We start from the raw sequence: 25,712 nt of genomic DNA, 5'->3' as shown, positions 1-25,712 counted from the left end.
GGCACGTCGAAAAAGAAAAGCGCCCGCGAGAGGGCGCTTTGATCAGGCGTTGGCAGCTATCTTGTCGACTTCCGAGGCGCCTGAGAATTCCTTGCGCAAGGTCGGCTTGTGGATCTTGCCGGTCGCGTTGCGGGGTAACGCATCGACGAAGCAGACCTGGCGTGGACATTTGAAGCGCGCGAGATTCGCCGCGCAGTGCGCGAAGACATCGGCCTCGGTCAACCGCTGGCCGGGCTTGATCGCGACGATGGCGAGGCCGACCTCGCCCCATTGCGCATCGGGAATGCCGATCACGGCGGCTTCCGCGATGGCGTTGAGTTGGTGCAGGACGTTCTCGACCTCGGCCGGATAGACGTTCTCGCCTCCGGAGATGTACATGTCCTTCCAGCGGTCGACGATGTAGTAAAAGCCTTCCTCGTCGACGCGTGTCGCGTCGCCCGTGTGCAGCCAGCCATCGGTGAACGACGTCTTATTTGCCTCCGGCCTGTTCCAGTAGCCGGGCGTGATGTTCGGTCCCTTGACCCAGAGTTCGCCGAGCTCGCCGACATCGGCGTCGCTGCCATCAGGGCGAACAATGCGCACTTCCGTGTGCAGCACCGGCTTGCCGGCGGAGCCGGCCTTCCGTGCCGCATCCTCGCGGTCGAGCACCAGCACGGCCGGCGAGGTCTCGGTCATGCCGTAGCCCTGCTGGAGTGCGACGCCACGCGCCTCCCACACCTTGAGCAGCGGCACCGGCATTGGTGCGCCGCCGACACCGCCGACGATCAGCCGGCCGAGGTCGGTCGTCGCGAAGGCCGGATGCTGGGCCATGAACTGGTAGATCGCGGGTACGCCGAAGAACACGTTGATGCCCTGCGCGGGATCATTGATCAGACCAAGCGCCGTGCCGGGATCGAAGGCGCGCATGATCATCACGGTGCCGCCGGCATGCAGCACCGGATTGGTGTAGCAATTCAGGCCGCCGGTGTGGAACAGCGGCAGCACGGTGAGCAGCACCGACGAGGGCCCGATGCAGGCGGGGCCGCCGAGATTGACGCAATTCCAGAAGGTCATGCCATGGGTGATGGTGGCGCCCTTGGGATGGCCCGTGGTGCCCGAGGTGTACATGATGGTCGAGACATCATCGAGGGTAACCTCCTCGATTGTCTTAAGCGGCTTTGCGGCGGCGATACCAGCCTCGTAAGTCCCGCCGGGACCAAGCGGCAGGCTGGTCGCAATGCCGCAGAGCTTTGCGACGGCAAGCGCCGTTTCGGCGAGATCGGTGTCGTGGATCATCACCTTCGGGGCGCAATCGCCGGTGATGAACTGGAGCTCGGGAACGGTAAGGCGGGTGTTCAGCGGTACGAAGACCGCACCTAGCCGTCCGCAGGCGAATTGCACCTCCAGCGTATCGGTCGTGTTCAGTGCCAGCACCGCGACCCGCTCGCCGCGTGAGACTTTCAACGTGTGGCGCAGGAATGACGCGAGACGCGAGATACGCGCATCGAGCTGCGCATAGGTGAAGCGGCGCTCGCTCGCGAGGTCGATTACCGCAATCTTGTTCGGCGTGCGGCGGCCATGGTGGGCGATCCAGTCATAGTAACGAACGGCCAAGAATTCCTCCCTCGGCGGTCTGGTGCCGCCCGCGTCCCTATTGCCGTGCACCATGCCCGGCATGGCCCTGGGGCCAGCCGGAGTTTGTGCACCACGCCTTTTTTGATCCGGAGTTGGCGCGCGAGCGGTGAAAATCGTCTTGCGTTGAGTTGCTAGAGCGGGCCTGCTCGGAGGGGAGCCCCGGCCAGCCACTCCGCGCAAGTGAGCCGCCAAGGTTCCGGCCATGGTGGACGAGACGAATCCGCCAGCAAGGCGAGAGTGCGATGATGAGCCCGTTCTATACCGCCGAGCATGACGCCTTTCGCGAGGTGATGCGCCGCTTCGTCGACAAGGAGATTGCGCCCTTCGCCCACGAGTGGGACGAGGCCGGCGAATTCCCGCGCGCGCTCTATCGCAAGGCGGCCGAGATCGGGCTCTTGGGGCTCGGATTCCCGGAGGAATATGGCGGGATCGCCGCCGACCAGTTCATGAAGATCGTCGCCAGCCAGGAGCTGGCGCGGGCTGGCGCCGGCGGCGTCAGCGCCAGCTTGATGAGCCATACGATCGGTTCGCCGCCGATCGCGCGGGCCGCGCGTCCCGAGGTCAAGGCGCGCGTGCTGCCTCAGGTGCTCGCGGGTGAGAAAATCTCCGCGCTCGCGATCACCGAGCCGGGCGGCGGTTCTGACGTCGCGGGCCTCCGGACTAAGGCGCGGCGCGACGGCGATCACTACGTCGTGAGCGGTGAGAAGACCTTCATCACCTCGGGCATGCGCGCCGACTATCTGACCGTTGCGGTGCGCACTGGCGGCGAGGGCGCCGGCGGCGTCAGCCTGCTCCTGATCGAGGGGGATACGCCCGGCCTGTCGCGGACAAAGCTGAAGAAGATGGGCTGGTGGGCCTCTGACACCGCGACGCTGCATTTCGACGATTGCCGCGTGCCGGCGGAGAACCTGATCGGCGAGGAAGGCCAGGGCTTCAAGATCATCATGCGGAATTTCAATAGCGAGCGCATGGGCATGGCGGCTGGCTGCACCGCGTTCGCGCGCGTCTGCCTCGACGAGGCGATTGCCTATGCCAAGGAGCGCAAGACCTTCGGCAAGCCGCTCGCGCAGCACCAGGTGATCCGCCACAAGATCGTCGACATGGCGCAGAAGGTCGCCGCATCGCAAGCGATGCTGGAGATGCTGGCCTGGCGGCTGGAGCAGGGCGAAAGCCCGGTCGCCGAAATCTGCATGATGAAGAACCAGGCGACCCAGACCATGGCATTCTGCGCCTCTGAAGCCGTGCAGATTTTTGGCGGCGCGGGCTTCATGCGCGGCATCAAGGCCGAGCGCATCTACCGCGAGGTCAAGGTCAACGCCATCGGCGGCGGCACCGAGGAGATCATGAAGGATCTGGCCAGCCGGCAGATGGGGTTGTGACCTCGGTCGTTCCGGGGCGACGCGAAGCGTCGAACCCGGAATCTCGATATTGTAGGGCTCATCTCTGGATTCCGGGTTCTCGCTTCGCGCGCCCCGGAATGACAAAGGGAAAGAAATGCTGTTTACCGCCGACCACGACGAGATCCGCCGTTCCCTACAAAAATTTATCGCCAACGAGATCAATCCTCATGTCGATGAATGGGAGAAGGCCGACATCTTCCCAGCGCACCAGCTGTTCAAGAAGATGGGCAGCCTCGGTTTTCTCGGGCTGAACAAGCCGGTCGAATTCGGCGGCTCCGGCCTCGACTATTCCTATGCGCTGATGATGGCGGAGGAACTGGGCGCCATTACCTGTGGCGGCGTGCCGATGGCGATCGGGGTGCAGACCGACATGGCGACGCCGGCGCTGGCGCGGTTCGGCTCGGACGAGGTGCGGCGCGAGTTTCTCAGCCCCTCGATCTCAGGCGATTACGTCGCTTGCATCGGCGTCTCCGAGCCGGGCGCGGGTTCTGACGTCGCCTCGATCAAGACCAATGCGCGCTCCGACGGCGACGACTACGTCATCGATGGCGGCAAGATGTGGATCACCAACGGCACTCAGGCCGACTGGATCTGCCTGCTCGCCAATACCGGCGACGGGCCCGTTCACCGTAACAAATCGCTGATCTGCGTGCCCATGAAGACCAAGGGCGTCACCGTCGCGCGAAAGCTCGACAAGATGGGCATGCGCTCCTCCGACACCGCGCAGATCTTCTTCGACAATGTCCGCGTACCCAGACGCAACCGGATCGGCGAGGAGGGCAAGGGCTTCACCTACCAGATGATCCAATTCCAGGAGGAGCGGCTCTGGGGCGCGGCCGCCTGCCTGAAGGCGCACGAATACATCATCAACGAGACCATCGAATACACCCGAAACCGTAAGGCCTTCGGGAAGTCGATCCTCGACAACCAGGTCGTTCACTTCAAGCTCGCGGAGATGCAGACCGAGGTCGAGCTGTTGCGTGCACTGATCTACCGTGCTGGCGAGGCGCTGGTGGCGGGCGAGGATGTCACGAAACTTGCGACCATGGCCAAGCTGAAGGCCGGGAGACTCGGCCGCGAGCTTACCGACGCCTGCTTGCAATATTGGGGCGGAATGGGCTTTACCAACGAGACGCCGGTTAGCCGCGCCTATCGCGACAGCCGCCTGACATCGATTGGCGGCGGTGCCGACGAGGTCATGCTGATGGTCCTGTGCAAGATGATGGGCACGCTGCCCGGCAGCAAAGGAAATTCCTGATGATCACCCTCTATCACTGCGATGCTGCGCGTTCCTTCCGTCCGCTCTGGATGCTGGAGGAGATGGGGCTACCTTACGAGCTCAAGATGCTGCCGTTCCCCCCGCGGGTCTTCGCTAAGGAATATCTCGGCATCAATCCGCTCGGCACGATTCCCTTCATGGTTGATGGCGAGACCAAGATGACGGAATCGTCCGGCATCTGCCACTATCTCGGCATCAAGCATGGACCGACACCACTGATGGTCGGGCCGGAAGATCCCGCCTATGGCGCGTTTCTGAACTGGATGTATTTCAGTGACGCCACGTTAACCTTCCCGCAGACGCTAGTGCTCCGATATACCCAGCTCGAGCCGGAAGAGCGCCGCAATCCGCAGGTCGCCGGCGACTATGCCAAATGGTTCTTGGGCCGGCTGCGCGCCGTGGAGGCAGCGACCGCAAATACCGAGGCCTTGTGCGCCGGCCGCTTCACTGCCGCCGACATCGTGATCGGCTACGCGCTCCGCCTCGCCGACAATATCGGGCTTGCCAAGGATTTTGGGCCAAATGTCGCAGCCTATTGGGCGCGCTTGCAGCAGCGCGATGGTTTCAAGCGCGCGGTTGCTGCGGAGCAACAGGCAGGCGTCGAGCAGAACGTGGCGCCAAGGGTGAGGGCTTAAGATTGGTCGTCCCGGCCCCCGTGCGCAATTGCGCACTAGGCCGCGACGGCGGTAGTTGAACAGTTCCGGGCCTTCCACCACCCCTCCCGGAGTGCCGACGTTTTGCGCTTCATGATAGCGTTATCCCGCCGTGACAGCGCCCAGATTTCCGCTAAGGTGACCTCCGTCCGCAGCGGCCAAAGAGCCGCGCGAGGAGGATCCCAATGGAAGATAACGGTCGCGAATCCGACCATTTGATGCTGATCACGCCGGAGCGGGTGTTCTACGCTGGCCTGCTCGGCCGCCCCCGCAAGCGAACCCCGGGCTGCTGCCATGTCTATGTAGCGGTGAAGGGCAGCCTGCATCTGACGATCGACGATGCTCTCGCCACCGGCGAGCTGTTCGTGACCCTGCCGAACCAGCGGCATTCGATTGCCAGCGACTACCGCACCGCGATCAGCGTAACGCTGGAGCCGGAGAGCATGCCTGATGGCGTGATCGAGGTCCTGGCCGAGCGGCTCACCGGACCCGACAGGGCGGTCTATGCCCGTAAGATCCTTGCCGCCTACACGCTGCTGCGCCAGCGCCGCTACGGCGACATCACCACCGCCGAATTCGACGAGATGTGTTTTGGCGAGGCGCTGCCGCGCCGCGTGCTCGATCCCCGCGTGACGCGTGCGGTCGCCCGTATCGGCCGCTTCACGGGCGAACCCGTGACGGCGGACACTTGTGCGGCGGACGCCGGACTTTCCGCTTCGCGTTTCCTGCATCTGTTCAAGGAAGAGACCGGCATCTCGTTCCGCTCCTTCCGCGCCTGGAAGCGCGCGCGGCATCTGCTGCACTTCGCCAACCAAGACCTCAACCTCGCCCATCTCGCGCAGGACATCGGCTATCCCGACAGCACCCATTTCAGCCACTCGATCCGTCGGTTCTACGGTTTGAAGCCGCGCGCGATCTTCGTCGGCTCGCGCGATCTTGCGATTTATCGCAGCAGCGAGACGGTGAGGCTGGCGGAGGCGAGCTGATATCCTTCGTAGGGTGGATTAGCCGAAGGCGTAATCCACCAACTCTGCCTCCAAGGAAGCTCAAGAGGTGGGTTACGCCTTCGGCTAACCCACCCTACGACTCGTCGCTTTCCAGCTTCTCCGCGCAAGAAGCCGCATGCCGCCCATCACATGATCGCAAACGTTGAATTATCAACGTGCGAGACATTCAAGGCATGAGCGACAAGGCCGTCATCACCTGCGCGCTGAACGGCGTGCTCACCGATCCGAAGCAGCACAACGTGCCTGTGACGCCCGAGCAGATGGCGCGCGAGGCCAAGGCTGCGTTCGATGCCGGCGCGTCCATCATGCACATCCATCTGCGCCAGCAGGCGCCGGACAAGGGGCATCTGCCGTCCTGGGAGGTCAGCGTCAGCAAGGAAATCCAGCAGGCGATCCGCGAAGCCTGCCCCGGCGTGATCATCAACCACACCTCCGGTGTCTCCGGGCCGAACTACAGCGGAGCGCTGGATTGCATCCGCGAGACCAGGCCGGAGATCGCCGCCTGCAATGCCGGCTCGCTCAACTATCTGAAGGTGAAGGCCGACAACAGCTGGGCCTGGCCGCCGATGATGTTCGACAACGCGGTCGAGAAGGTGAAGGACTATCTCGACGTCATGAACGCGGTCGGCACTATCCCCGAATTTGAATGTTTTGACGTCGGCATCGTCCGCTGTGTCGGCATGTACCGCCAGGTCGGCATGTACAAAGGCCCGCTCGAATATAATTTCGTGATGGGCGTCGCCTCCGGCATGCCGTCGGATCCCGATCTGCTGCCGATCCTGATCAAGCTGAAGCGTCCCGAGGCGCAGTTTCAGGTCACCGCGATCGGTCGCGAAGAGATCTGGCCGCTGCACCAGCGTTGCGCCGAACTCGGCGGCCATCTGCGCACCGGTCTCGAGGATGCCTTCTATCTCGCCGACGGCAAGAAGGTGACGTCGAACGGCCAGCTGATCGAGGCCATCGCCGCCTGCGCCCGCCGTGCGGGTCGCGAGATCGCGAGCCCGGCGGAAGCGCGGAAGATTTTTGGGACGAACAGGTAGGGTATCGCCTCAACCGTCATTGCGAGCGAAGCGAAGCAATCCAGAATCTCTCCATGGATGCAGTCTGGATTGCTTCGTCGCTTCGCTCCTCGCAATGACGAGCAGGATTGAGTTATGTCCATTCTCGAAAGCACCATTTCCCCCGGCAGCGCCGCCTACCGCGCCAACCGCAACGGCATGCTTGGCCTGATCGACCGCATGCGCGCGCTGGAAGAGCGTACGCGTGCGGCGTCGGCCGCGGCGAAGGATCGCTTCCACAAGCGCGGGCAGCTGTTGCCGCGCGAGCGGGTCGCCCTGGTGCTCGATCCCGGCGCGCCCTTCATCGAGCTGTCCACACTCGCCGGCTACATGTTCGACGTATCAGATTCCGACAAAAGCGTGCCCGGCGGCGGCGTCATCGCTGGCATCGGCTTCGTCTCGGGCATCCGCTGCATGGTCAGCGCCAACGATTCCGGCATCGATGCCGGCGCGCTTCAGCCTTATGGTCTCGACAAGACGCTGCGGGTGCAGGAGCTCGCGCTGGAGAACAAGCTGCCTTACGTCCAGCTGGTCGAAAGCGCTGGCGCCAATCTCCTGCGCTACCGCGTCGAAGACTTTGTCCGCGGCGGCAACATTTTTCGCAATCTCGCGCGGCTTTCGGCGGCGGGGCTGCCCGTCGTCACCGTGACCCATGGCTCGTCGACGGCCGGCGGCGCCTATCAGACCGGCCTGTCGGATTACATTGTCATGGTCCGCGGCCGCACCCGTGCCTTCCTCGCGGGTCCGCCGCTGCTGAAGGCTGCAACCGGCGAGATCGCGACCGAGGAGGAACTTGGCGGGGCCGAGATGCACACGCAGGTTTCCGGCCTCGGCGACTACCTCGCCGAAGACGACCGCGACGCCCTGCGCATCGCCCGCGAGATCATGGCGGCGCTGCAATGGGAGCGGCCGGACAAGGGAGCCGCGCACTACAAGCCGCCGCGCTACGACCAGGACGAGCTGCTCGGCATCGTGCCGATGGACCACAAGCGGTCCGTGGACATGAAGCAGGTCATCGCGCGCATCGTCGACGATTCCGACTTCACCGAGATGGCGCCGAACTACGGCCCGGCCACCGTCTGCGGCCATGCCCGCATCGAGGGCCGGGCCATCGGCATCATCACCAACAACGGTCCGCTCGATCCGGCGGGCGCCAACAAGGCGACGCATTTCATCCAGGCTTGCTGCCAGACCCGCACGCCACTGCTCTATCTGAACAACACCACCGGCTACATGGTCGGCAAATCCTACGAAGAAGCCGGCATGATCAAGCACGGCTCCAAGATGATCCAGGCGGTGACGTCGGCGACGGTGCCGCAGATCACCATCTATTGCGGCGCCTCGTTCGGTGCCGGCAATTACGGCATGTGCGGGCGCGGGTTCCATCCGCGCTTCTGCTTCTCCTGGCCCAACGCCAAGACCGCCGTGATGGGCGGCGAGCAGGCCGCCGAGACCATGGCGATCGTCACCGAAGCCGCCGCAGCTCGCCGCGGCAAGCCGGTCGAAAAAGAAAAGCTCGATGCCATGAAGGCGCAGATCGTCGGCGTGTTCGACCTCCAGATGGACGTGTTCTCGACCAGCGCGCGCGTGCTCGACGACGGCGTGATCGATCCGCGCGACACCCGCGCGGTGCTCTCGGAAGTGCTCGCGATCTGCCGCGAGGGCGATGCGCGTACGCCCCAACGCATGCAGTTTTCGGTGGCTCGCCCATGAGGAACGGATCAGTGCAGCACCGGTCGTTCTTCAAGGTCCTGATCGCTAATCGCGGCGAGATCGCGCTGCGCGTGATGCGCAGTGCGCGGCGGCTCGGCCTCGGCGTCGTCGCGGTCTATTCTGATGCGGATCGCGACGCCCTTCATGTGCGACAGGCCGACCAGGCCGTGCGCATCGGCGAAGCGCTGCCGGCGCAATCCTATCTCAACATCGCCGCGATCGTCGCGGCCGCAAAGGCCAGCGGCGCGGATGCCGTTCATCCCGGCTATGGCTTCCTCGCCGAGAACGAGGATTTTGCACAGGCCTGCAAGGATGCCGGGCTCGTCTTCATCGGCCCCTCGCCGCAGGCGATCGAGTCGATGGGCAACAAGGCCGGTGCCAAGGAGATCATGAAAAAGGCCGGCGTGCCCGTCGTGCCCGGCTATCAGGGCGCCGATCAGGGCGATGAGGTCATGCTCGCGGAGGCGAGAGGGATCGGCTTCCCCGTGATGATCAAGGCGGTCGCCGGCGGCGGTGGACGCGGCATGCGGCTCGTGACGGATGCCGCGGCGTTTCCCGATGCACTGCGTAGTGCGCGGTCCGAGGCGAAGGCGGCGTTTGGCGATCCGACGGTGATTCTCGAACGCGCCATCCAAAATCCCCGGCACATCGAGATTCAGGTATTCGGCGATAGCCATGGCAACGCCATCCATCTCGGCGAGCGTGACTGCTCAGTGCAGCGCCGGCACCAGAAACTGATCGAGGAGGCGCCGTCGCCCGCCGTGACGCCGGAACTGCGCGCGAAGATGGGTGAGGTCGCGGTCGCCGCGGTGAAGGCGCTACGCTACGAGGGCGCCGGCACGCTGGAATTCCTGCTCGATGCGAGCGGCCAATTCTACTTCATGGAGATGAACACACGCCTCCAGGTCGAGCATCCCGTCACCGAGGCGATCACCGGGCTCGATCTCGTCGAGCTGCAACTGCGCGTCGCGCGCGGCGAGCCGTTGCCTGTCGAGCAGCAGGACATCCGGTTTTCGGGCCACGCCATCGAGGTGCGGCTGTGCTCCGAGGATGCCGCGCATGATTTCATGCCGCAGTCCGGGCGCATGGCGCGCTGGCAGGTGCCGGATGGCATCCGCGTCGAGCATGCGCTGCAATCGGGCTCCGAGATTCCGCCGTTCTACGATTCCATGATCGCCAAGGTGATCGCCCATGGCGCGACCCGCGAAGAGGCGAGGGGGCGACTGATCGTCGGCCTGGAGCAACTGACCGGATTCGGTGTGACCACCAATCATGCCTTCCTAATGTCGTGCTTGCGTCATCCCGGCTTCGCCAAAGGCGAGGCGACCACGGCGTTCATTGGTGCGCATCGCGACGAGTTGCTGGCGCCGCGCGCGGACGCGGCATTCGATATGGCTTTGGCCGGCCTGCTGCTCTACGTCACGAACCCGCAGGCACCGTCGTGGCGCCGCGGACGGAGCCTCACGGCAACGTTCCCGCTGCCGGCGAAAATCGAGATCGCAGGCCACGCGCTTGAGCTCGAAGTCACGCGGGAGCGCGATGGCAGCTACACCGTTGCCAGCGACGGCCGGCAGGACAAGTTCGAGATCGATCAGCTCGATTTCGACGCAATCCGCTTCCGCCATGACGGCGTGATGGACAGCGCCAAATTCCTGCGCGATGGCGACCGGCTCTACCTCCAGCACCGCGGCATACCGCTCGCGGCGACCGATCTCACGCTCGCCGCGCCGAAGGCCGCCGCAAGCAACGGCGGCGATGGCAAGGTTCGCGCCGCCATGAACGGTCGCGTCGTTGCGGTCCTGGTCAAGCCGGGCGACCGCGTCACCGCCGATCAGCCGGTGATGACGCTGGAAGCGATGAAGATGGAGCACGTCCACAAGGCCGGCATCGACGGCGTGGTCGCCGCGATCGACGTCGCCGAGGGCGAGCAGGTCACGACGGGGAAGATTGTCGCCGAAATCGGGGCTACAGACTCGTAATCGTAGGGTGGGTTAGCGAAGCGTAACCCACCATCGTCTTTTTCCGCGGAGGTGAACAGAGGTGGGTTACGCTTCGCTAACCCACCCTACGGCATCGCATTTGGTCGCCCCGTCCCCTCATTGAGCAAGCACGCCACCTGGTGCCCGTCGCCCGCATCCACCAGCGCCGGCCGTTCCGTCCTGCATCGCTCCATCGCAAACCGGCAGCGGGTGTGAAACGCGCATCCCGGCGGCGGATTGACCGGGCTTGGCACGTCGCCGTCCACCAGCGGCACGAGCTTTTTGGCGAGCGGGTTGGCGACCGGCACTGAGGCGAGCAGCGCCTGCGTGTAGGGATGGCGCGGATTTGCAAACAGCTCGTCCTTGTCGGCGATCTCGACGATGCGGCCGAGATACATCACGGCGACGCGGTGACTGATATGGGCGACCACCGCGAGATCATGTGCGATGAAGAGATAGGAGAAGCCGTGCTCGCGTTGCAGGTCGATCAGGAGGTTGATCACCTGCGCCTGGATCGAGACGTCGAGCGCGGAGACCGGCTCGTCGCAGACGATCAGCCGAGGCCCGAGCGCCAGCGCGCGGGCGATGCAGATGCGCTGGCGCTGGCCGCCGGAGAACTGGTGCGGGAAGTTGCGCATCTGGTCGGGCCGCAAGCCGACTTGTTCGAACAGGTTTGCGGTACGCGCCTCCAGCACTTTGCCGGTCGCGAGCCCGTGCACGAACAGCGGCTCGCCGACGATGTCGCCCGCGGTCATGCGCGGGTTGAGCGAGGCGAAAGGATCCTGGAACACGATCTGCATCGAACGGCGGTGCGGCCGCAGCGCGGACTTGGAGAGGTGGGTGATGTCCTCGCCTTCGAGGCGGATCTGGCCCGAGGTCGGCTCGACCAGCCGCAGCACGCTCCGCGCCACCGTCGACTTGCCGCAGCCGGATTCGCCGACAAGGCCCAGCGTTTCGCCGACACCCACCGAGAACGAGACGCCGTCGACCGCATGCACTGTGCCGATTTGTCGGCGCAACACACCGGCGCGCACCGGATAGTGCTTCCTGAGATCGGTGACTTCGAGCAGCGCCTCGGTCATGCCACCTCCGCAATCTCGGCCGCGCGCCAGCATGCAGCGAGATGGCCACCGCCCCAATCGATGAGTGGCGGATATTCGGCCTCACAGCGTTTGATCGCGAGCTTGCAGCGCGGCGCGAACGCGCAACCCTTCGGCAGTCGCACCAGCGACGGCACCGTACCCGGAATTTCGTTCAGCCGCGCCTGGGCGGCGACGCCCGGCGCCGGCACCGCCGGGATCGAGGCCATCAGCCCGCGCGTGTAGGGATGCTTTGGCGCGGCGAACAGTGCCTCGACGCTGGCTTCCTCGACCTTTCGTCCCGCATACATCACGATGACGCGCTGCGCGGTCTGCGCGACGACGCCGAGATCATGCGTGATCAGCACGAGCCCGGTGCCGAGCTCTTTCTGCAGGTCCAGGATCAGCGCCAGGATCTGCGCCTGGATGGTGACGTCGAGCGCGGTCGTGGGCTCGTCCGCGATCAGCAGCGCCGGCCGGCACGCCAGCGCCATGGCAATCATGGCGCGCTGGCGCATCCCGCCGGACAGTTGATGCGGATATTCTCGCGCGCGCCGGGCCGGTTCGGGAATGCGCACCAGGCGCAGCATCTCGATCGCGATGTCCCGGGCCTCCTTGCTTGACATGTTCCGGTGAAGCCGCACGGCCTCGACGATCTGGTCGCCGATCCGCATCACCGGATTGAGCGAGGTCATCGGCTCCTGGAAGATCATCGAGATGCGGTTGCCCCTGACGGCGCGCATCTCTGCTTCGTCCAGCGTCAGAAGATCGGTTCCTTCGAGCGTGACGGAGCCGCCGACGATGCGGCCGGGCGGATCCGGCACCAGCCGCATCAGCGATAGTGCGGTGACGCTCTTGCCACAGCCGGATTCCCCGACGATCGCCAGCGTCTCGCCGCGCTTCACCGTGAAGGAAACATCGTCAACGGCCTTGAACAGACCGGAGTTGGTGAAGAACACCGTCTTCAGGTTCTTCACTTCGAGCACGAGATCGGATTTGTCAGCCATCAGCCGCGCTGCCGGGGATCGAGGATGTCGCGCAAGGCGTCGCCGAACAGATTGGCGCCGAACACCGCGAGGCTGATGGCGATGCCGGGGAAGATCACCAGCCAGGGCGCCGTGCGGACATATTCGGCGGCCGATTCAGAGAGCATGCGGCCCCACGACGGGTACGGCTCGGGAATGCCGAGGCCGAGGAAGGAAAGCGAGGCCTCAGTGAGGATGGTCGAGCCGAGCTGGGCCGTCGCAAGCACGATCAGCGGTGCTAGTGTGTTCGGCAGCACGTGACGCAGTGCGATGCGCACCTCGCTCATGCCGATCGACTTGGCCGCCTCGATGAACGGCAGCTCGCGCAGCGCCAGCGTGTTGGCGCGGATGACGCGCGAGACGGTCGGGATCAGCGGAATGGCGATCGCGATGATGACGTTCGGCAAGGACGGTCCAAGCGCTGCGGTCATGATCAGGGCCAGCACCAGCAGCGGCAGCGCCTGGAGGACGTCGGAGACGCGCTGGAACACGAGATCGACCCAGCCGGAGAGATAGCCGGAGGTGAGGCCGACGATCACGCCGATGCTGCCGCCGAGCGCCGTCGAGCCGATGCCGACCGCGAGCGAGATCCGCGCGCCATGAATGATGCGGCTGAAGACATCGCGGCCGAAAGAATCCGTGCCCATCCAGTGTGCCAGGCTTGGGCGCGCCAGTGCCCGGGCGGCGTCGATCGTCAGCGGATCGTAGCGCGCGATGAAGTCGGCGAAGATCGCGGTGAACACGAACAGGGTCATGATGACGAGCCCGGCCGCACCCAGCACATGCCGCTGCGCCAAAAACAGCACGCGCCGCCAGCCGACGGTCGCGTGCGCCCCGGCGCGCCTCAGTTCAACGTCGTAGTCGATCGCAGCCAAGCGCCTCTCCTAATCCGTGTACCTGATGCGCGGGTCGAACACGGCGTACAGCATGTCGACGATGAAATTCGCGCTCACCACGACGATGGCAATCAGCATCACCAGGTTCTGCACGATCGGATAATCGCGCCAGCGAATCGCCTCGACCAGGAAGCGCGCGACGCCGGGGATGTTGAACACGGTCTCCGTCACGATAAGGCCGCCGATTAGGAACGCCGCCTCGATTCCGATCACGGTGATGACGGGCAAAATCGCGTTCTTGAGCGCGTGCTGATAGTTCACGGCGGCGTCCGATGCGCCCTTGGCACGTGCGGTGCGGATATAGTCCTGCCGCAGCACCTCCAGCATCGAGGATCGCGTGATGCGCATGGTCAGTGCCGCGCTGCGGAAGCCGACGGCGGCGGCGGGCACGGCATAGGTCGCAAACGCTTCCAGCCAGGTCGCCGGATTGGGATTGAAGATCGGCATCTGGTTGAACATCGCCACCGAGGCGGTGAGGATGAGCAGGCCGAGCCAGAACGAAGGCAGCGACAATCCGCTCAGGCTCACCACACGCAACGCGTAGTCGAGCCTCGTTCCCTGCTTCACCGCGCTGATGACGCCCAAGGGAATGCCGATCGACGCCGAGAACAGCAGCGCCAGGCCGGCGAGCCGTGCGGTGATCGGAATCCGTGGCAGGATCTCCTGAAGCGCCGGCTTCTCGGAAACGTAGGAGTAGCCGAAATCACCGCGCAGGAAGCCGCTGATCCAGTGCCAATATTGCACCACCAGCGGCTGGTCGATGCCGAGCTCCTTCTCCAGATTGGCCTTGTCGGCGGGGTCGACATAGCCGGCCGCGGCAAACAGGATGTCGACGATGTTACCGGGGACGATGCGCAGCAGGAAGAAGATGACGATCGAGATCCCGAACAGGGTCACGAACATCAGGAACAGGCGCCGCACCAGATAGGCAAACATGCATCGCCTCCCGTCGAACCCGTCAGCCGCCTGCGCTACTTGTCCATCCAGACATCCTCGTACCGATAGCCGTTATAGGAACTGTTGGACATCACCGTCACGCCCTTGACGTAAGGTTGCCAGCAGCTGCCGGTACGTGCGTGGAAGATGATCGGGCGGGCGACGTCCTCCTGCAACTTCTTGTCGATGTCCCACACCAGCTTCTTGCGCTTGTTGAGGTCGGTCTCCTGGGACTGCACGTCGAACAGCTTCTCGATCTCCTTGTTGCAGTAATTGGTGTAGTTGCGCTCGGAGCCGCAGGAATAGTTCTCGTAGAAGGATTGGTCGGGATCGTCGACGGCATTGCCGGTCAAATTGAGCCCGAGCATGTAGTCCTTGCGCGCAACCTTCGGGAACCAATTTGCGGTCTCGACCACGTCGAGCTCGCCGTCGATATAGATGCTCTTGAGCTGGTCAATCAGGATCACGGCGGGATCGCGATAGACCGGGATGTTGCGGGTCGAGACCTTGACGGCGAGGTGCTTGTCCGGCCCATAGCCGGCCTTCTGCATCAGCTTTTTTGCTTCCTCGCGGTTGGCGTTGATGTCGGGGCCGTAGCCCGGAATGGTCTCGAGCATCTCCTTCGGCATGCCCCACAGCCCGTTCGGCGGCGGCAGCAGGGTGCCGCCGACGTCGCCCTGACCCTCGAACATGATCGAGATGAAGGCCTTGCGGTCGAGCGACAGCGCCATGGCGCGGCGGATGTCGATATTGTCGAACGGTGGCGCGGACGAATTGACGATGATGTTGGTGGCGACATTGTTGGGTTCGACCACGCAGACCGCGTTCGGCGCCTGCGATTTGACGTCCTTGAGAAGCGGGATGCTCACTTCGGTCGGGAAGGCCATATCGAACTTGCCGGCGACGAAGGCGAGAATGGCGGTCGAGCGGTTCGGGATGATGGTGAACTCGATGCCGTCGAGATAGGGCCGGCTCTTGCGCCAATAGTCGGGATTGCGGGTCAGCTTGATCGATTCATTGGCCTTGAACTCGACGAACTTGAACGGCCCGGTCCCGATCGGGTGCGTGCGCATGTCGCCGGGCGAGACGTGGCAGGGATAGACCGGCGTGTAGCCGGAGGCGAGCAGCGCCAGCAGCGAAGGCTGCGGCCGCTTCAGGTTGAAGGAGACCTCGAGATCGCCGTTGGTGGAGACGTCGTTGACCTGTTCGTACCAGCTCTTGCGCGGGTTCTGCCGGAACTTCTGCTGCGACTTGCCCATCAGCATCTCGAAGGTGCATTTGACGTCAGCCGAGGTGAACGGCTTGCCGTCGTGCCACTTCACGCCCTGGCGCAGCTTGAAGGTCAGCGTCTTGTTGTCGTTGACCCAAGCCCAGCTCTCTGCGAGCTCGGGCACGATGGTGTCCATGCTGTTCTGCGCCACGTCCTGCTTGTAGATGACGAGGTTGTTGAACACCGGCATGAAGGGAACGTTGAGGGAGTAGGTCGCACCTTCGTGGATCGAGGCATTGCCGGGACTGTCGCGGTGATACATCCGCAAAATGCCGCCCTGCTTGGGCTCGCCGGCGAGTGCAATGGTCGAAAACGCCAGCAAAGATAGCGCCGCCGTCGCGGCGAGCGCCCGTACGCTCCGCATCCTCGTCCTCCCTGGACATCAGCCTTTTGCGGCCTGTTTGAGCAGACGATAGCGATGCGAGCGCGGTGAGGCAACCGGCAAGGTCTGCTACTCTCTCGGCAATTCGGATGACGCAAGGCCGCAGGGGCGGCTCTCTCACAAATTGCGAGACGTCCCTCCGGCGTCGTCCTGGCGAACGCCAGGACCCATTACCCCAGGGAGGTGTTTATTTCTACCTACGACGATCGTGAGATCACGCGGTATGGGTCCTGGCATTCGCCCAGGACGACAGCGGTTTTCACACAATCCTGGACGCCTTGTTCCCCCAATACCGGTCCCGAAGGAGCCGCTTGTACAGCTTCCCCGTCGGCAGCCGCGGCAACTCCTTTTCGAAATCGACCGAGCGCGGCACCTTTTGCCGCGAGAGCGATGCTCCGCAGAACGCGATCAGCTCTTCGGCGAGCGCCTCGTCCGGCACGACGCCCGGCATCGGCTGCACCACCGCCTTCATCTCTTCGCCGAGATCGGGATTGGGCACGCCGAACACCGCGGCGTCCGCGACCTTCGGATGGGTGATCAGCAGATTCTCGCACTCCTGCGGATAGATGTTCACGCCGCCGGAGATGATCATGAAGGTCGCGCGGTCCGTTAGATAAAGGAAGCGATCCTCGTCGACATAGCCGACGTCGCCGACCGAGCTCATGCTGCCGTCGGCCGAACGCGCTTCCTTGGTCTTCTCCGGATCGTTGAAATATTCGAATGGCGTGGCCGTCCTGAACCAGACCTGACCCGGCGTGCCGGTCGGGCATGGCTTCATATTCTCGTCGAGAATGTGGAGGTCGCCGAGCAGCACCTTGCCGACGGTGCCGCGATGGGCGAGCCATTCAGCGCTGTCGCAGGCGGTGAAGCCAAGGCCTTCGGTCGCGCCGTAATATTCGTGGATGATCGGTCCCCACCATTTGATCATGTCGTCCTTGACCAGGGCCGGGCAGGGCGCGGCGGCATGGATCGCGATCTCGAGCGAGGAGAGGTCGTAGCGCTGTCGCACCTGCTCCCGCAGCTTGAGCATGCGTGAGAACATCGTCGGCACCAGCTGGGTGTGGGTTATACCCCATTGCTCGACGAGCTGGAGGTACCGCTCGGGATCGAAATTTTCCATGATGATCGCGGTGCCGCCCATCCGGATCGTCAGGTTGACCGCGGCCTGCGGCGCCGAATGATAGAGCGGCGCCGGGGAGAGGTAGATCATGCCCTCGCGGTATTGCCAAAGCTTTGTCAGGAAATCGAACAACGGCAGATTGTGCTTTGGCGGCTCCTCCGGAAGCGGGCGAATGATGCCCTTGGGCCGTCCCGTCGTGCCCGATGAATACAGCATCGCGGTACCGAGCCATTCATCGGGAATCGGCGTCTTCGGCAGGTCGGCCGTCACCTCAGTGAGACCGACGATGCGCTCACTCTCGCCGGGGCCGTCGGCGACGATGCACAGCCTGATATCGGGGCAGACCTTGATTGCCTCGCGGGCGATCTCGAGCTTCGCAACCGACGTGATCAGAATTTTCGACTGGCTGTTGACCAGGAGATAAGCGAGCTCGCCCGGCGTCAGGAACGAGTTGATGCAGGTGTAGTAGAGGCCGGAGCGCTCGCCCGCGCCGCAGGCTTCGAGGTAGCGGGAATTGTTCTCCATGAAGATCGAGTAGTGGTCGAGCCGCTTCAGGCCGTGCTTGCGGAACAGATGCGCCAGCCGGTTGCTGCGCACATCGAGCTCACGATAGCTGACGGCCTCGCCAGTCGCCGCCATGATGAAGGCAGGCTGGAGCGGGCGCAGGCGGGCATGCTGACCTGGATACATCGGTCCTCCGGCTTTAGATCATGCGGCAAGAAGCAGGATTTCGCGCAACTGCGCGGGACCGTCGATCTTGCGCGGGTTGCGTGGGATCCAGTTCGTGCGCATCGCGGCTTCCGCGATGGCGTCGAAATGCTCCGGCGAGACCTGCACATCGGCGAGGCTGCGCGGCATGCCGAGCGAGCGGATGAAGGCGTCGAGCACATCGGCCGCCTTGTGGCCGGGAAAGCCCATCGCGGCCGCGACGATCATCTGGCGCTCGGCATTGTCGGGCGCATTCCAGCGCATCACAGCCGGCAGCATGATGCAGGAAGTGTAGCCATGCGGCACGTTGAAGGCTGCGCCCAGCACGTAACCGATGCCGTGGCTTGCCCCCATCGGCACGCCGGCGGCAAGCGCTCCCATCGACAGCCAGGTGCCGATCTGCGCATCCATGCGCGCGTCGAGGTCAGCAGGGTCTGCCTTCACCCGCGGCAGCGCGTCGGCGAGCATCGCGAGGCCCTTGACCGACTGCGCGTCGGCATAGGGATGCGTCTCGCGCGAGCAGATCGCCTCGACGCAATGATCGATGGCGCGGATGCCGGTCGAGAGGAACAGCCATTCCGGCGTGTGCACGGTGATGGCGGGATCGAGGATAGTCGCGCGCGGAACGCTGAGCGGATGCCGCAGCATCTGTTTCACACGAGCGGTGCGGTCGGTGACGCCTGCGACCGAGCTGAACTCGCCGCCGGCGATCGTGGTCGGGACGCTGATCTGACGCACGGTCGGCGCCGTCATCTCGGGCGCGACGCCCTTGTGCACGCGGATACGTTCGATGCCGTCGACATCGTCGATGCCGTTGGCAAGGCAGAGCTGCACCGCCTTGGCTCCGTCGGTGATCGAGCCGCCGCCCACGGTGACGATCAGGTCGGCGCCCGCTTCGCGCGCCGCATTGGTGGCGGCGATCACCGCCTCGCGCGGTGTGTGGGCCGGCATCGCGTCGAAGACGCCCGCGCAGCGTGTGCCCAGGGCTTGTTTGATCTTCGCGATTTCGTCGGTCTGCCGGTTGAGCGTGCCCGAGACCATCAGGAAGGCGCGGCGCGTCCCCAGCCGGTCCATCTGGGCGACCACGGCTTCGGCCGCGGGGTGGCCGAACACGACCTCCTCGATCGCGCCGTAAACGACACGTCCCTGGTGCACGCCTGTCCTCCCCGGACAATTCGTCTTGTTTTTCTGGCGGGTAGTCTAGCCGCGCTGGCGGCATTCGTCATGCGCGAAGACGCTGGCCGAGAGGTCGTCATGCCCGGGCTTGTCCCGGGCATCCACGTTCTTTGTGCCACGGGGCAAGGCGTGGATGGCCGGGACGAGCCCGGCCATGACGCTGTGGAAGCGTCAATGCCCCAAGTTTTTTCGTCACATGCGATAGCACTCTCCGTAGGAGAGAGGCGAACAAGCCCTGTCAACCCGTCATCCGGCCAGGGCATTCTTCCGAGCATTGCGCGTGCGGTGGTCTTGAAGAGTTCATCATTGAAACCCATCTTGTGGCGCCCGCGGGTACAGGCGTACCCTGCTATTTCCGCGGTTTTTATGCGAGGACCTGGGATGACTGGACCGGACGGAAGCGAGCAGTTTGTCAAAAGGCACGATTTCGTTTCGCCTCGACCTCGCGTGATCGCCGGGCTACTCGCCGCGGCATTCGGTCTTGCGGGCTGTGGCCAGCCGATCCCGCAAGCGGCCGCGCCGCCGCCGGCGCCGGTGACGGTAGCCCAGCCGGTCAAGCGCACCGTCACCGATTGGGACGAGTTCACCGGTCGCTTCGAGGCGATGGAGGAGGTGCAGGTCCGCCCGCGCGTCGGCGGGTTCGTCAACTCTGTCGAATTCCAGGATGGCGCCATCGTGCGTCAGGGCGATCTGCTCTATGTCATCGACCCACGTCCGTTCGAGGCGGTGGCCACGCAGGCGGAGGGGCAGCTTTCCGATGCGCGTGCCAAGGTGGAGCTTGCAAAGCGGGAGCTCGATCGCGGTTTGAGCCTGGTGCAGACCAGCGCCGTCTCCGAGCAGGTGGTCGATCAGCGCCGTCAGGCCTTGCAGGCCGCGCACGCTGCCGAAACGCAGGCCGAGGGTGCGCTCAAAGTCGCCAAGCTCAATATCGAATTCACGCATGTGACGGCGCCGCTGACCGGCCGCGTCAGCCGCCACCTTGTCAGCCCTGGCAATCTCGTGCAGGGCAGCGATACCGGAACGTCGACGCTGCTCACCTCGATCGTGACGCTTGACCCGATCTATATCTATTTCGACATGGATGAGGCGACCTTCATCAAATACAGCAAGCTGTGGTTCGAAGGCCGCCGCCCGAGTTCGCGCGATACGGCGAACCCGGTGCAGGTGACGCTCGCCGGCGAGACGAAACCATCCCGTGAAGGCAGTATCAATTTCCTCGACAACCGCCTCGACGTCTCCACCGGCACGCTGCGCAGCCGCGCCGTGATCAAGAACACTGATCTGTCGATCCTGCCGGGTCAGTTCGGTCGCGTCCGCCTGATCGGAAGCGCGCCCTATGAGGCGCTGCTGATTCCGGACGTCGCGGTTGCGACCGACCAGTCCCGCAAGATTGTGTTCGTGGTGAAGCCTGATGACACCGTCGAGGCACGTCCCGTGACGCTGGGGCCGCTCGACGACGGCCTGCGCGTGATCCGCGAGGGACTGAAGGCGGAAGATCGTGTCATCGTCAACGGCATCCAGCGCGCCCGTGTCGGCGCCAAGGTCGCGCCGCAGACTGCACCAGCGCCGGCTGGCGGCAAGCCCGGTGACAAGTCATGAATCTCGGCCGCCTCTCCATCAACCAGCCCATCCTCGCCATGGTGCTGTCGATCGTGCTGCTGATCGTCGGCGCGCTGGCCTATACCACGCTGCCGGTCTCCGAATATCCGCAAGTGGTGCCGCCGACCGTCGTCGTCACCACGCAATATCCCGGCGCTTCCGCGCAGACCGTCTCCGACACGGTTGCGGCTCCCATCGAGCAGGAGATCAACGGCGTCGAGGACATGCTGTATCTCTACAGCCAGGCGACATCGAACGGCCAGCTTACCATCACCGTCACTTTCAAGCTCGGCACCGATCTCGACAAGGCCCAGGTGCTGGTGCAGAATCGCGTCGCGATCGCGCAGCCGCGTCTGCCTGAAGAGGTTCAGCGCAACGGCGTCACCACGCGCAAGAACTCGCCCGACATCCTGATGGTCGTGTTCATGCTGTCGCCCGACGACACCTTCGACCAGCTCTACATCTCCAATTACGCGCTGCTCCAGGTTCGCGACCAGCTACTGCGCATCGACGGCGTTGGCGACATCCAGATCTTTGGTGCACGCGATTATTCGATGCGGCTGTGGCTCGATCCGGATAGAATCGCCAATCTCGGCCTGACTTCGGCCGAAGTGCTCGCCGCGATCCGCGCGCAAAACGTGCAGATCGCGGGCGGCCAGATCGCCGAGCCGCCGATCGCCGACCGCGCCTTCCAGCCGAACCTCACCTTCACCGGGCGTTTGAAAGACCAGAAGCAGTTCGAGGACATCCTGATCAAGGCCGGCTCCGACGGCCGCACGGTGCGGCTGCGCGACGTCGCCCGTATCGAGCTCGGTGCTCTCGCGTACTCCACCAACAGCTTCCTGCTGCGCAAATCGGCGGTCGCGATGCTGGTGACGCAGCGGCCGGGATCGAACGCGCTCGCGACCGCGAAGAACATTTCGGACACGATGACGAAGCTGAAGGAGACCTTTCCGAAAGGCCTCGACTTCAATATCGGCTACAACCCGACCGAGTTCATCGCGCAGTCCGTCCATGAGCTGATCAAGACCATCTACGAGGCCATGCTGCTCGTGGTCATCGTGGTTCTGGTGTTCCTGCAAGGGTGGCGGCCCGCGATCATTCCGATCATCGCGATTCCGGTTTCGCTGGTCGGCACCTTCGCTGTGATGGCGGCGCTAGGGTTCTCAATCAACAATCTGACGCTGTTTGGGCTCGTGCTTGCCGTCGGTATCGTGGTCGACGACGCCATCGTCGTGGTCGAGAATGTCGAGCGGCATCTCGAGCACGGCATGAGCCGGCGCGACGCCGCGCTGAAGACCATGGAGGAGGTCGGCGGCGCACTGGTATCGATCGCGCTGGTGCTGTGCGCGGTGTTCGTCCCGACTGCGTTTCTGGGCGGTATCTCGGGGCAGTTCTTTCAGCAATTCGCCGTCACCATTGCGGTCGCGACCGCGATTTCCTGCTTCTGCTCGTTGACGCTGTCGCCGGCGCTGGCCTCGCTTCTCCTCGTCCCCCACGAGGAGAAACGGCCGCCGGCGCGCTGGAATCTTGTCGCACGCGGCTGGAACGCTTTCACGGGCGTGTTTAACCGCGTGTTCGACCGTCTCGCGCACGGCTATGCCGGCCTTGCCAATTTCGTGATCCGGCATTCGGCGGTGATGATCCTGATCTACGTCGTGCTGATCGGCAGCGCCGGCTGGCTGATCGCCACCACGCCGCAGGGCTTCATTCCGGCGCAGGATCGCGGTTACGTCATCATCTCCGTGCAATTGCCGGGCGCGGCCTCGCTGGCGCGCACCACCGAGGTCGTGCGCGAGATCGAGCGGATCTCGCTGGATACGCCCGGTATCATCCGCGTCGCCGCCTTCGCCGGCTTCTCCGGCGCCACGCGCACGCAGGCCGGCAACGCGGCGGCGCTATTTCCGGTGTTCGACGAGCCCGAGGCGCGGATGAAGAGGGGATTGTCCGCGAACGCCATCACGGTCGAGCTGCGCAAGCGCCTGGCCGCGATTCAGGGGGCTTTCATCATCGTGATTCCGCCGCCGGCCGCACCCGGCATCGGCACCGGCGGCGGCTTCACCATCCGCATTCAGGACCGCCAGGGCCGTGGGCCTGAGATGCTCGCCGCGGCTACCGACGAGCTCGTCGCAGCATCGCGCAAATCGCCCTCGCTGCTCGCTCCCTCAGTGTTCTCCCCGTTCTCAGCCAACACGCCGCAGCTGTTCGTCGACATCGACCGCACCAAGGCGCAGAAGCTCGGCGTTCCCATCGCCAACATCAACGACACGATCCAGACCTATTTCGGATCGACCTATGTCAACGACTTCAACCTGTTCGGCCGGACCTACCACGTCACCGCGCAGGCGGATTTCCCGTTCCGCAAGGAGCCCAGCGATCTCTCGCGTCTGCGCACGCGCAACGCTTCCGGCGACATGGTGATGCTCGGCAGCGTGGTCGAGTTCAAGGACGTCTCGGGCCCCGACCGTGTCGCGCGCTACAATCTCTATGCGGCCTCCGAGTTGCAGGGCGAGCCGGCGCCGGGCACCAGCTCGACCACCGCGCTCAACACCATCAAGAAGCTCGCGGACGACACCCTGCCGAGCGGCTTCACTTTCGAATGGACGGACCTGTCCTACCAGCAGATCACTGGCGGCAATGCGGGTCTCTACGTATTCCCGATCTGCGTGCTGTTCGTCTATCTCGTGCTCGCCGCGCAATATGGCAGCTGGACCTTGCCGTTCGCGGTGATCCTGATCGTGCCGATGTGCCTGTTGGCCGCGACCATCGGCGTGCGCATCATGGGGCAGGACGTCAATATCCTCACCCAGATCGGCTTCGTCGTGCTGGTGGGATTGGCGGCGAAGAACGCGATCCTGATCGTCGAGTTCGCGCGCGACATCGAGAAAGAAGGCAAACCGCGGCTGGAGGCCGTGATCGACGCCTGTCGCCTGCGCCTGCGGCCGATCCTGATGACGTCCTTCGCCTTCATCCTCGGCGTGCTGCCGCTGGTGATATCGTCCGGCTCGGGCTCGGAGATGCGGCAAGCCGTCGGCGTCGCCGTGTTCTTCGGCATGATCGGCGTCACCCTGTTCGGACTGTTGTTCACGCCGATCTTCTACGTGGTGGTGAGGAACCTGGCCGAGGGGAAGAACGAGGGGAAGCCGAGGGTGGTGGCCTGATCGTAGTCAGTGCAGCCGCCAGCGCATCAACACCCACAGTGTCGTCCCGGCCTAGTGCGCAATTGCGCACGGGGGCCGGGACCCATAGCCACAGGGCGGAGTTTTGCGAACACTCGTGGTTACGAGCTTCGCCTCGCAACCACTTTTTGGGCGTATGGGTCCCGGCCTTCGCCGGGACGACACCGCTTCTTTGGTGCACGCCCTTCATACTAACGACCAACATGTAATGGATGGGCAGGCGCGGGGTTCTTCACTAGTATCCGCGCGATTTCAAAACAGAAAACTGCTGGGAGCTAACGAATGAAATCAGCACTTTTGGCCGCTGTCGCAACCTCCACCCTGCTGCTGGCCGCGCCGGCCTCTGCGCAAGGCGTCAAGATAGGCATCCTCAACGACCAGTCCGGCGTCTACGCCGATTACGGCGGCAAATGGTCGGTCGAGGCCGCCAGGATGGCGATCGAGGATTTCGGCGGCGAGGTGCTGGGCCAGAAGGTGGAACTCGTCACCGCCGACCACCAGAACAAGCCGGATCTCGCGACCTCGATCGCGCGCCGCTGGTACGATGTCGAGAACGTCGACATGATCACGGAGCTGACGACGTCGTCGGTTGCGCTCGCGATCCACGAGCTCTCTAAGGAAAAGAAGAAAATCGACATCGTCGTCGGCGCTGCGACCTCGCGCCTCACCGGCGATGCCTGCCAGCCCTATGGTTTCCACTGGGCCTATGACACCCGCGCGCTTGGTGTCGGCACCGGCGGCTCGCTGACCAAGGCCGGCGGCGACAGCTGGTTCTTCCTCACCGCGGACTACGCCTTCGGCTACGCGCTGGAAAAGGACACCAGCGAGATCGTCACGGCCAATGGCGGCAAGGTGCTCGGTTCGGTGCGCGTGCCGCTCAACTCATCGGACTTCTCCTCCTTCCTGCTCCAGGCGCAGAGCTCGAAGGCGAAGATCGTCGGCCTCGCCAATGCCGGCCTCGACACCACCAACTCGATCAAGCAGGCCTCCGAGTTCGGCATCGTCTCCGGTGGCCAGAAGCTCGCGGGCCTCTTGATGACACTCGCCGAAGTGAACGGCCTCGGACTCCAGGCCGCGCAAGGCCTGGTGCTGACCGAGGGCTATTACTGGGATATCAACGACCGCACGCGCCATCTCGGTGAACGCTTCCTCAAGCGCACCGGCCGGATGCCGAACATGATCCAGGCCGGCACCTATTCGGCGACGCTGAGCTATCTCAAGGCGGTCAAAGCAGCCGGCACCAAGGATCCGGATGCGGTCGCCAAGAAGCTGAAGGAGCTGCCGGTCGACGACGACTTCGCCCAAGGCGGCAAGGTGCTCGAGAACGGCCGCATGGTCCACGACATGTATCTGTTCGAAGTGAAGAAGCCCTCGGAATCGAAGAAGCCGTGGGACTATTACAAGCAGCTCGCGGTCGTTCCCGGCGAGAAGGCGTTCTTCACCGCCAAGGAGAGCGGCTGCCCGCTGACGAAGTGAAGGTCAGGACCGCGCCAATAACTCCCATGTCGTCCCGGCGAAAGCCGGGACCCATAACCCCAGGGAGAAGTTGTGGGCCCGAACTGGTAACTCCGAGTCTTCGTCAAACCACATCCCGTGGTTATGGGTCCCGGCCTTCGCCGGGACGACACTGAGTGTGTGG

General features: G+C 64.2%; 18 protein-coding genes. 10 read left to right on the top strand and 8 right to left on the bottom strand.

Features of this window, described 5'->3' with window-relative positions; translation table 11 throughout:
- Positions 1-42 precede the first annotated feature (42 nt).
- Positions 43-1,593 carry an acyl-CoA synthetase gene (locus tag ABIB66_RS06920; RefSeq protein WP_354254621.1) on the bottom strand — a complete coding sequence of 517 codons (1,551 nt, stop codon included), beginning with the start codon at positions 1,591-1,593 and terminating at the stop codon, positions 43-45.
- A 263-nt stretch (positions 1,594-1,856) separates the two neighbouring features.
- On the opposite strand from ABIB66_RS06920, the gene ABIB66_RS06915 reads away from it, so the two are divergent.
- The 7 genes from ABIB66_RS06915 to ABIB66_RS06885 all read left to right on the top strand — a co-directional run bounded on the left by ABIB66_RS06915 (position 1,857) and on the right by ABIB66_RS06885 (position 10,703).
- Positions 1,857-2,993 carry an acyl-CoA dehydrogenase family protein gene (locus ABIB66_RS06915; protein WP_354205977.1) on the top strand — a complete coding sequence of 379 codons (1,137 nt, stop codon included), beginning with the start codon at positions 1,857-1,859 and terminating at the stop codon, positions 2,991-2,993.
- Between the two features lie 115 nt (positions 2,994-3,108).
- Positions 3,109-4,272, top strand: a complete 1,164-nt coding sequence (locus ABIB66_RS06910) for an acyl-CoA dehydrogenase family protein (protein WP_354205979.1) — start codon at positions 3,109-3,111, stop codon at positions 4,270-4,272.
- On the top strand, positions 4,272-4,928 hold the full coding sequence (locus ABIB66_RS06905) for a glutathione S-transferase family protein (RefSeq protein ID WP_354205981.1): 657 nt from the start codon (positions 4,272-4,274) through the stop codon (positions 4,926-4,928). The genes ABIB66_RS06910 and ABIB66_RS06905 overlap by 1 nt, the downstream gene beginning before the upstream one ends.
- A gap of 203 nt (positions 4,929-5,131) precedes the next feature.
- Positions 5,132-5,932 carry a helix-turn-helix domain-containing protein gene (locus tag ABIB66_RS06900; RefSeq protein ID WP_354205983.1) on the top strand — a complete coding sequence of 267 codons (801 nt, stop codon included), beginning with the start codon at positions 5,132-5,134 and terminating at the stop codon, positions 5,930-5,932.
- Between the two features lie 194 nt (positions 5,933-6,126).
- Positions 6,127-6,993, top strand: coding sequence for a beta-keto acid cleavage family enzyme (locus ABIB66_RS06895; RefSeq protein ID WP_027514515.1), 867 nt, complete (start codon positions 6,127-6,129; stop codon positions 6,991-6,993).
- Between the two features lie 114 nt (positions 6,994-7,107).
- The gene (locus ABIB66_RS06890) at positions 7,108-8,724 is read left to right on the top strand and encodes an acyl-CoA carboxylase subunit beta (protein WP_354205986.1); all 1,617 of its coding nucleotides are present in this window, start codon (positions 7,108-7,110) and stop codon (positions 8,722-8,724) included.
- A complete protein-coding gene (locus ABIB66_RS06885) occupies positions 8,721-10,703 on the top strand; it encodes an acetyl/propionyl/methylcrotonyl-CoA carboxylase subunit alpha (protein WP_354205988.1) in 1,983 nt (660 codons plus the stop codon). The genes ABIB66_RS06890 and ABIB66_RS06885 overlap by 4 nt, the downstream gene beginning before the upstream one ends.
- A gap of 86 nt (positions 10,704-10,789) precedes the next feature.
- On the opposite strand, the gene ABIB66_RS06880 is transcribed toward ABIB66_RS06885, so the two are convergent.
- The 7 genes from ABIB66_RS06880 to ABIB66_RS06850 all read right to left on the bottom strand — a co-directional run bounded on the left by ABIB66_RS06880 (position 10,790) and on the right by ABIB66_RS06850 (position 19,274).
- Positions 10,790-11,785: an ABC transporter ATP-binding protein gene (locus ABIB66_RS06880; protein WP_354254619.1), complete on the bottom strand. Its 996-nt coding sequence runs from the start codon at positions 11,783-11,785 to the stop codon at positions 10,790-10,792.
- A complete protein-coding gene (locus ABIB66_RS06875; protein ID WP_354063809.1) occupies positions 11,782-12,789 on the bottom strand; it encodes an ABC transporter ATP-binding protein in 1,008 nt (335 codons plus the stop codon). Before ABIB66_RS06875 ends, ABIB66_RS06880 begins: the two co-directional genes overlap by 4 nt.
- Positions 12,789-13,682 (bottom strand): ABC transporter permease, encoded by an 894-nt coding sequence (locus ABIB66_RS06870; protein ID WP_018455966.1) that lies wholly within the window; start codon positions 13,680-13,682, stop codon positions 12,789-12,791. Before ABIB66_RS06870 ends, ABIB66_RS06875 begins: the two co-directional genes overlap by 1 nt.
- A 9-nt stretch (positions 13,683-13,691) precedes the next feature.
- Positions 13,692-14,639 (bottom strand): ABC transporter permease, encoded by a 948-nt coding sequence (locus ABIB66_RS06865; RefSeq protein WP_354063811.1) that lies wholly within the window; start codon positions 14,637-14,639, stop codon positions 13,692-13,694.
- Positions 14,640-14,674: 35 nt separating this feature from the next.
- Positions 14,675-16,273 carry an ABC transporter substrate-binding protein gene (locus ABIB66_RS06860; protein ID WP_354205993.1) on the bottom strand — a complete coding sequence of 533 codons (1,599 nt, stop codon included), beginning with the start codon at positions 16,271-16,273 and terminating at the stop codon, positions 14,675-14,677.
- A 277-nt stretch (positions 16,274-16,550) separates the two neighbouring features.
- Complete coding sequence (locus tag ABIB66_RS06855) at positions 16,551-18,101, bottom strand: AMP-binding protein (RefSeq protein ID WP_354205995.1); 1,551 nt, start codon at positions 18,099-18,101, stop codon at positions 16,551-16,553.
- Between the two features lie 18 nt (positions 18,102-18,119).
- A complete protein-coding gene (locus tag ABIB66_RS06850; RefSeq protein ID WP_354205997.1) occupies positions 18,120-19,274 on the bottom strand; it encodes an iron-containing alcohol dehydrogenase in 1,155 nt (384 codons plus the stop codon).
- A gap of 402 nt (positions 19,275-19,676) precedes the next feature.
- On the opposite strand from ABIB66_RS06850, the gene ABIB66_RS06845 reads away from it, so the two are divergent.
- From ABIB66_RS06845 to ABIB66_RS06835, 3 genes are all read left to right on the top strand, one after another.
- Positions 19,677-20,894, top strand: a complete 1,218-nt coding sequence (locus ABIB66_RS06845; RefSeq protein WP_354205999.1) for an efflux RND transporter periplasmic adaptor subunit — start codon at positions 19,677-19,679, stop codon at positions 20,892-20,894.
- On the top strand, positions 20,891-24,055 hold the full coding sequence (locus ABIB66_RS06840) for an efflux RND transporter permease subunit (RefSeq protein ID WP_354254617.1): 3,165 nt from the start codon (positions 20,891-20,893) through the stop codon (positions 24,053-24,055). Before ABIB66_RS06845 ends, ABIB66_RS06840 begins: the two co-directional genes overlap by 4 nt.
- Positions 24,056-24,355: 300 nt before the next feature.
- Complete coding sequence (locus ABIB66_RS06835) at positions 24,356-25,549, top strand: ABC transporter substrate-binding protein (RefSeq protein ID WP_354206003.1); 1,194 nt, start codon at positions 24,356-24,358, stop codon at positions 25,547-25,549.
- Positions 25,550-25,712: the final 163 nt, after the last annotated feature.

Origin of the sequence: Bradyrhizobium sp. F1.13.3, assembly GCF_040548265.1 — a bacterium.
In the GTDB taxonomy this organism is placed as follows: Bacteria; Pseudomonadota; Alphaproteobacteria; order Rhizobiales; family Xanthobacteraceae; genus Bradyrhizobium.
The sequence above is the reverse complement of the archived record's forward strand: the minus strand, read 5'-3'. Positions and strand labels throughout refer to the sequence as shown.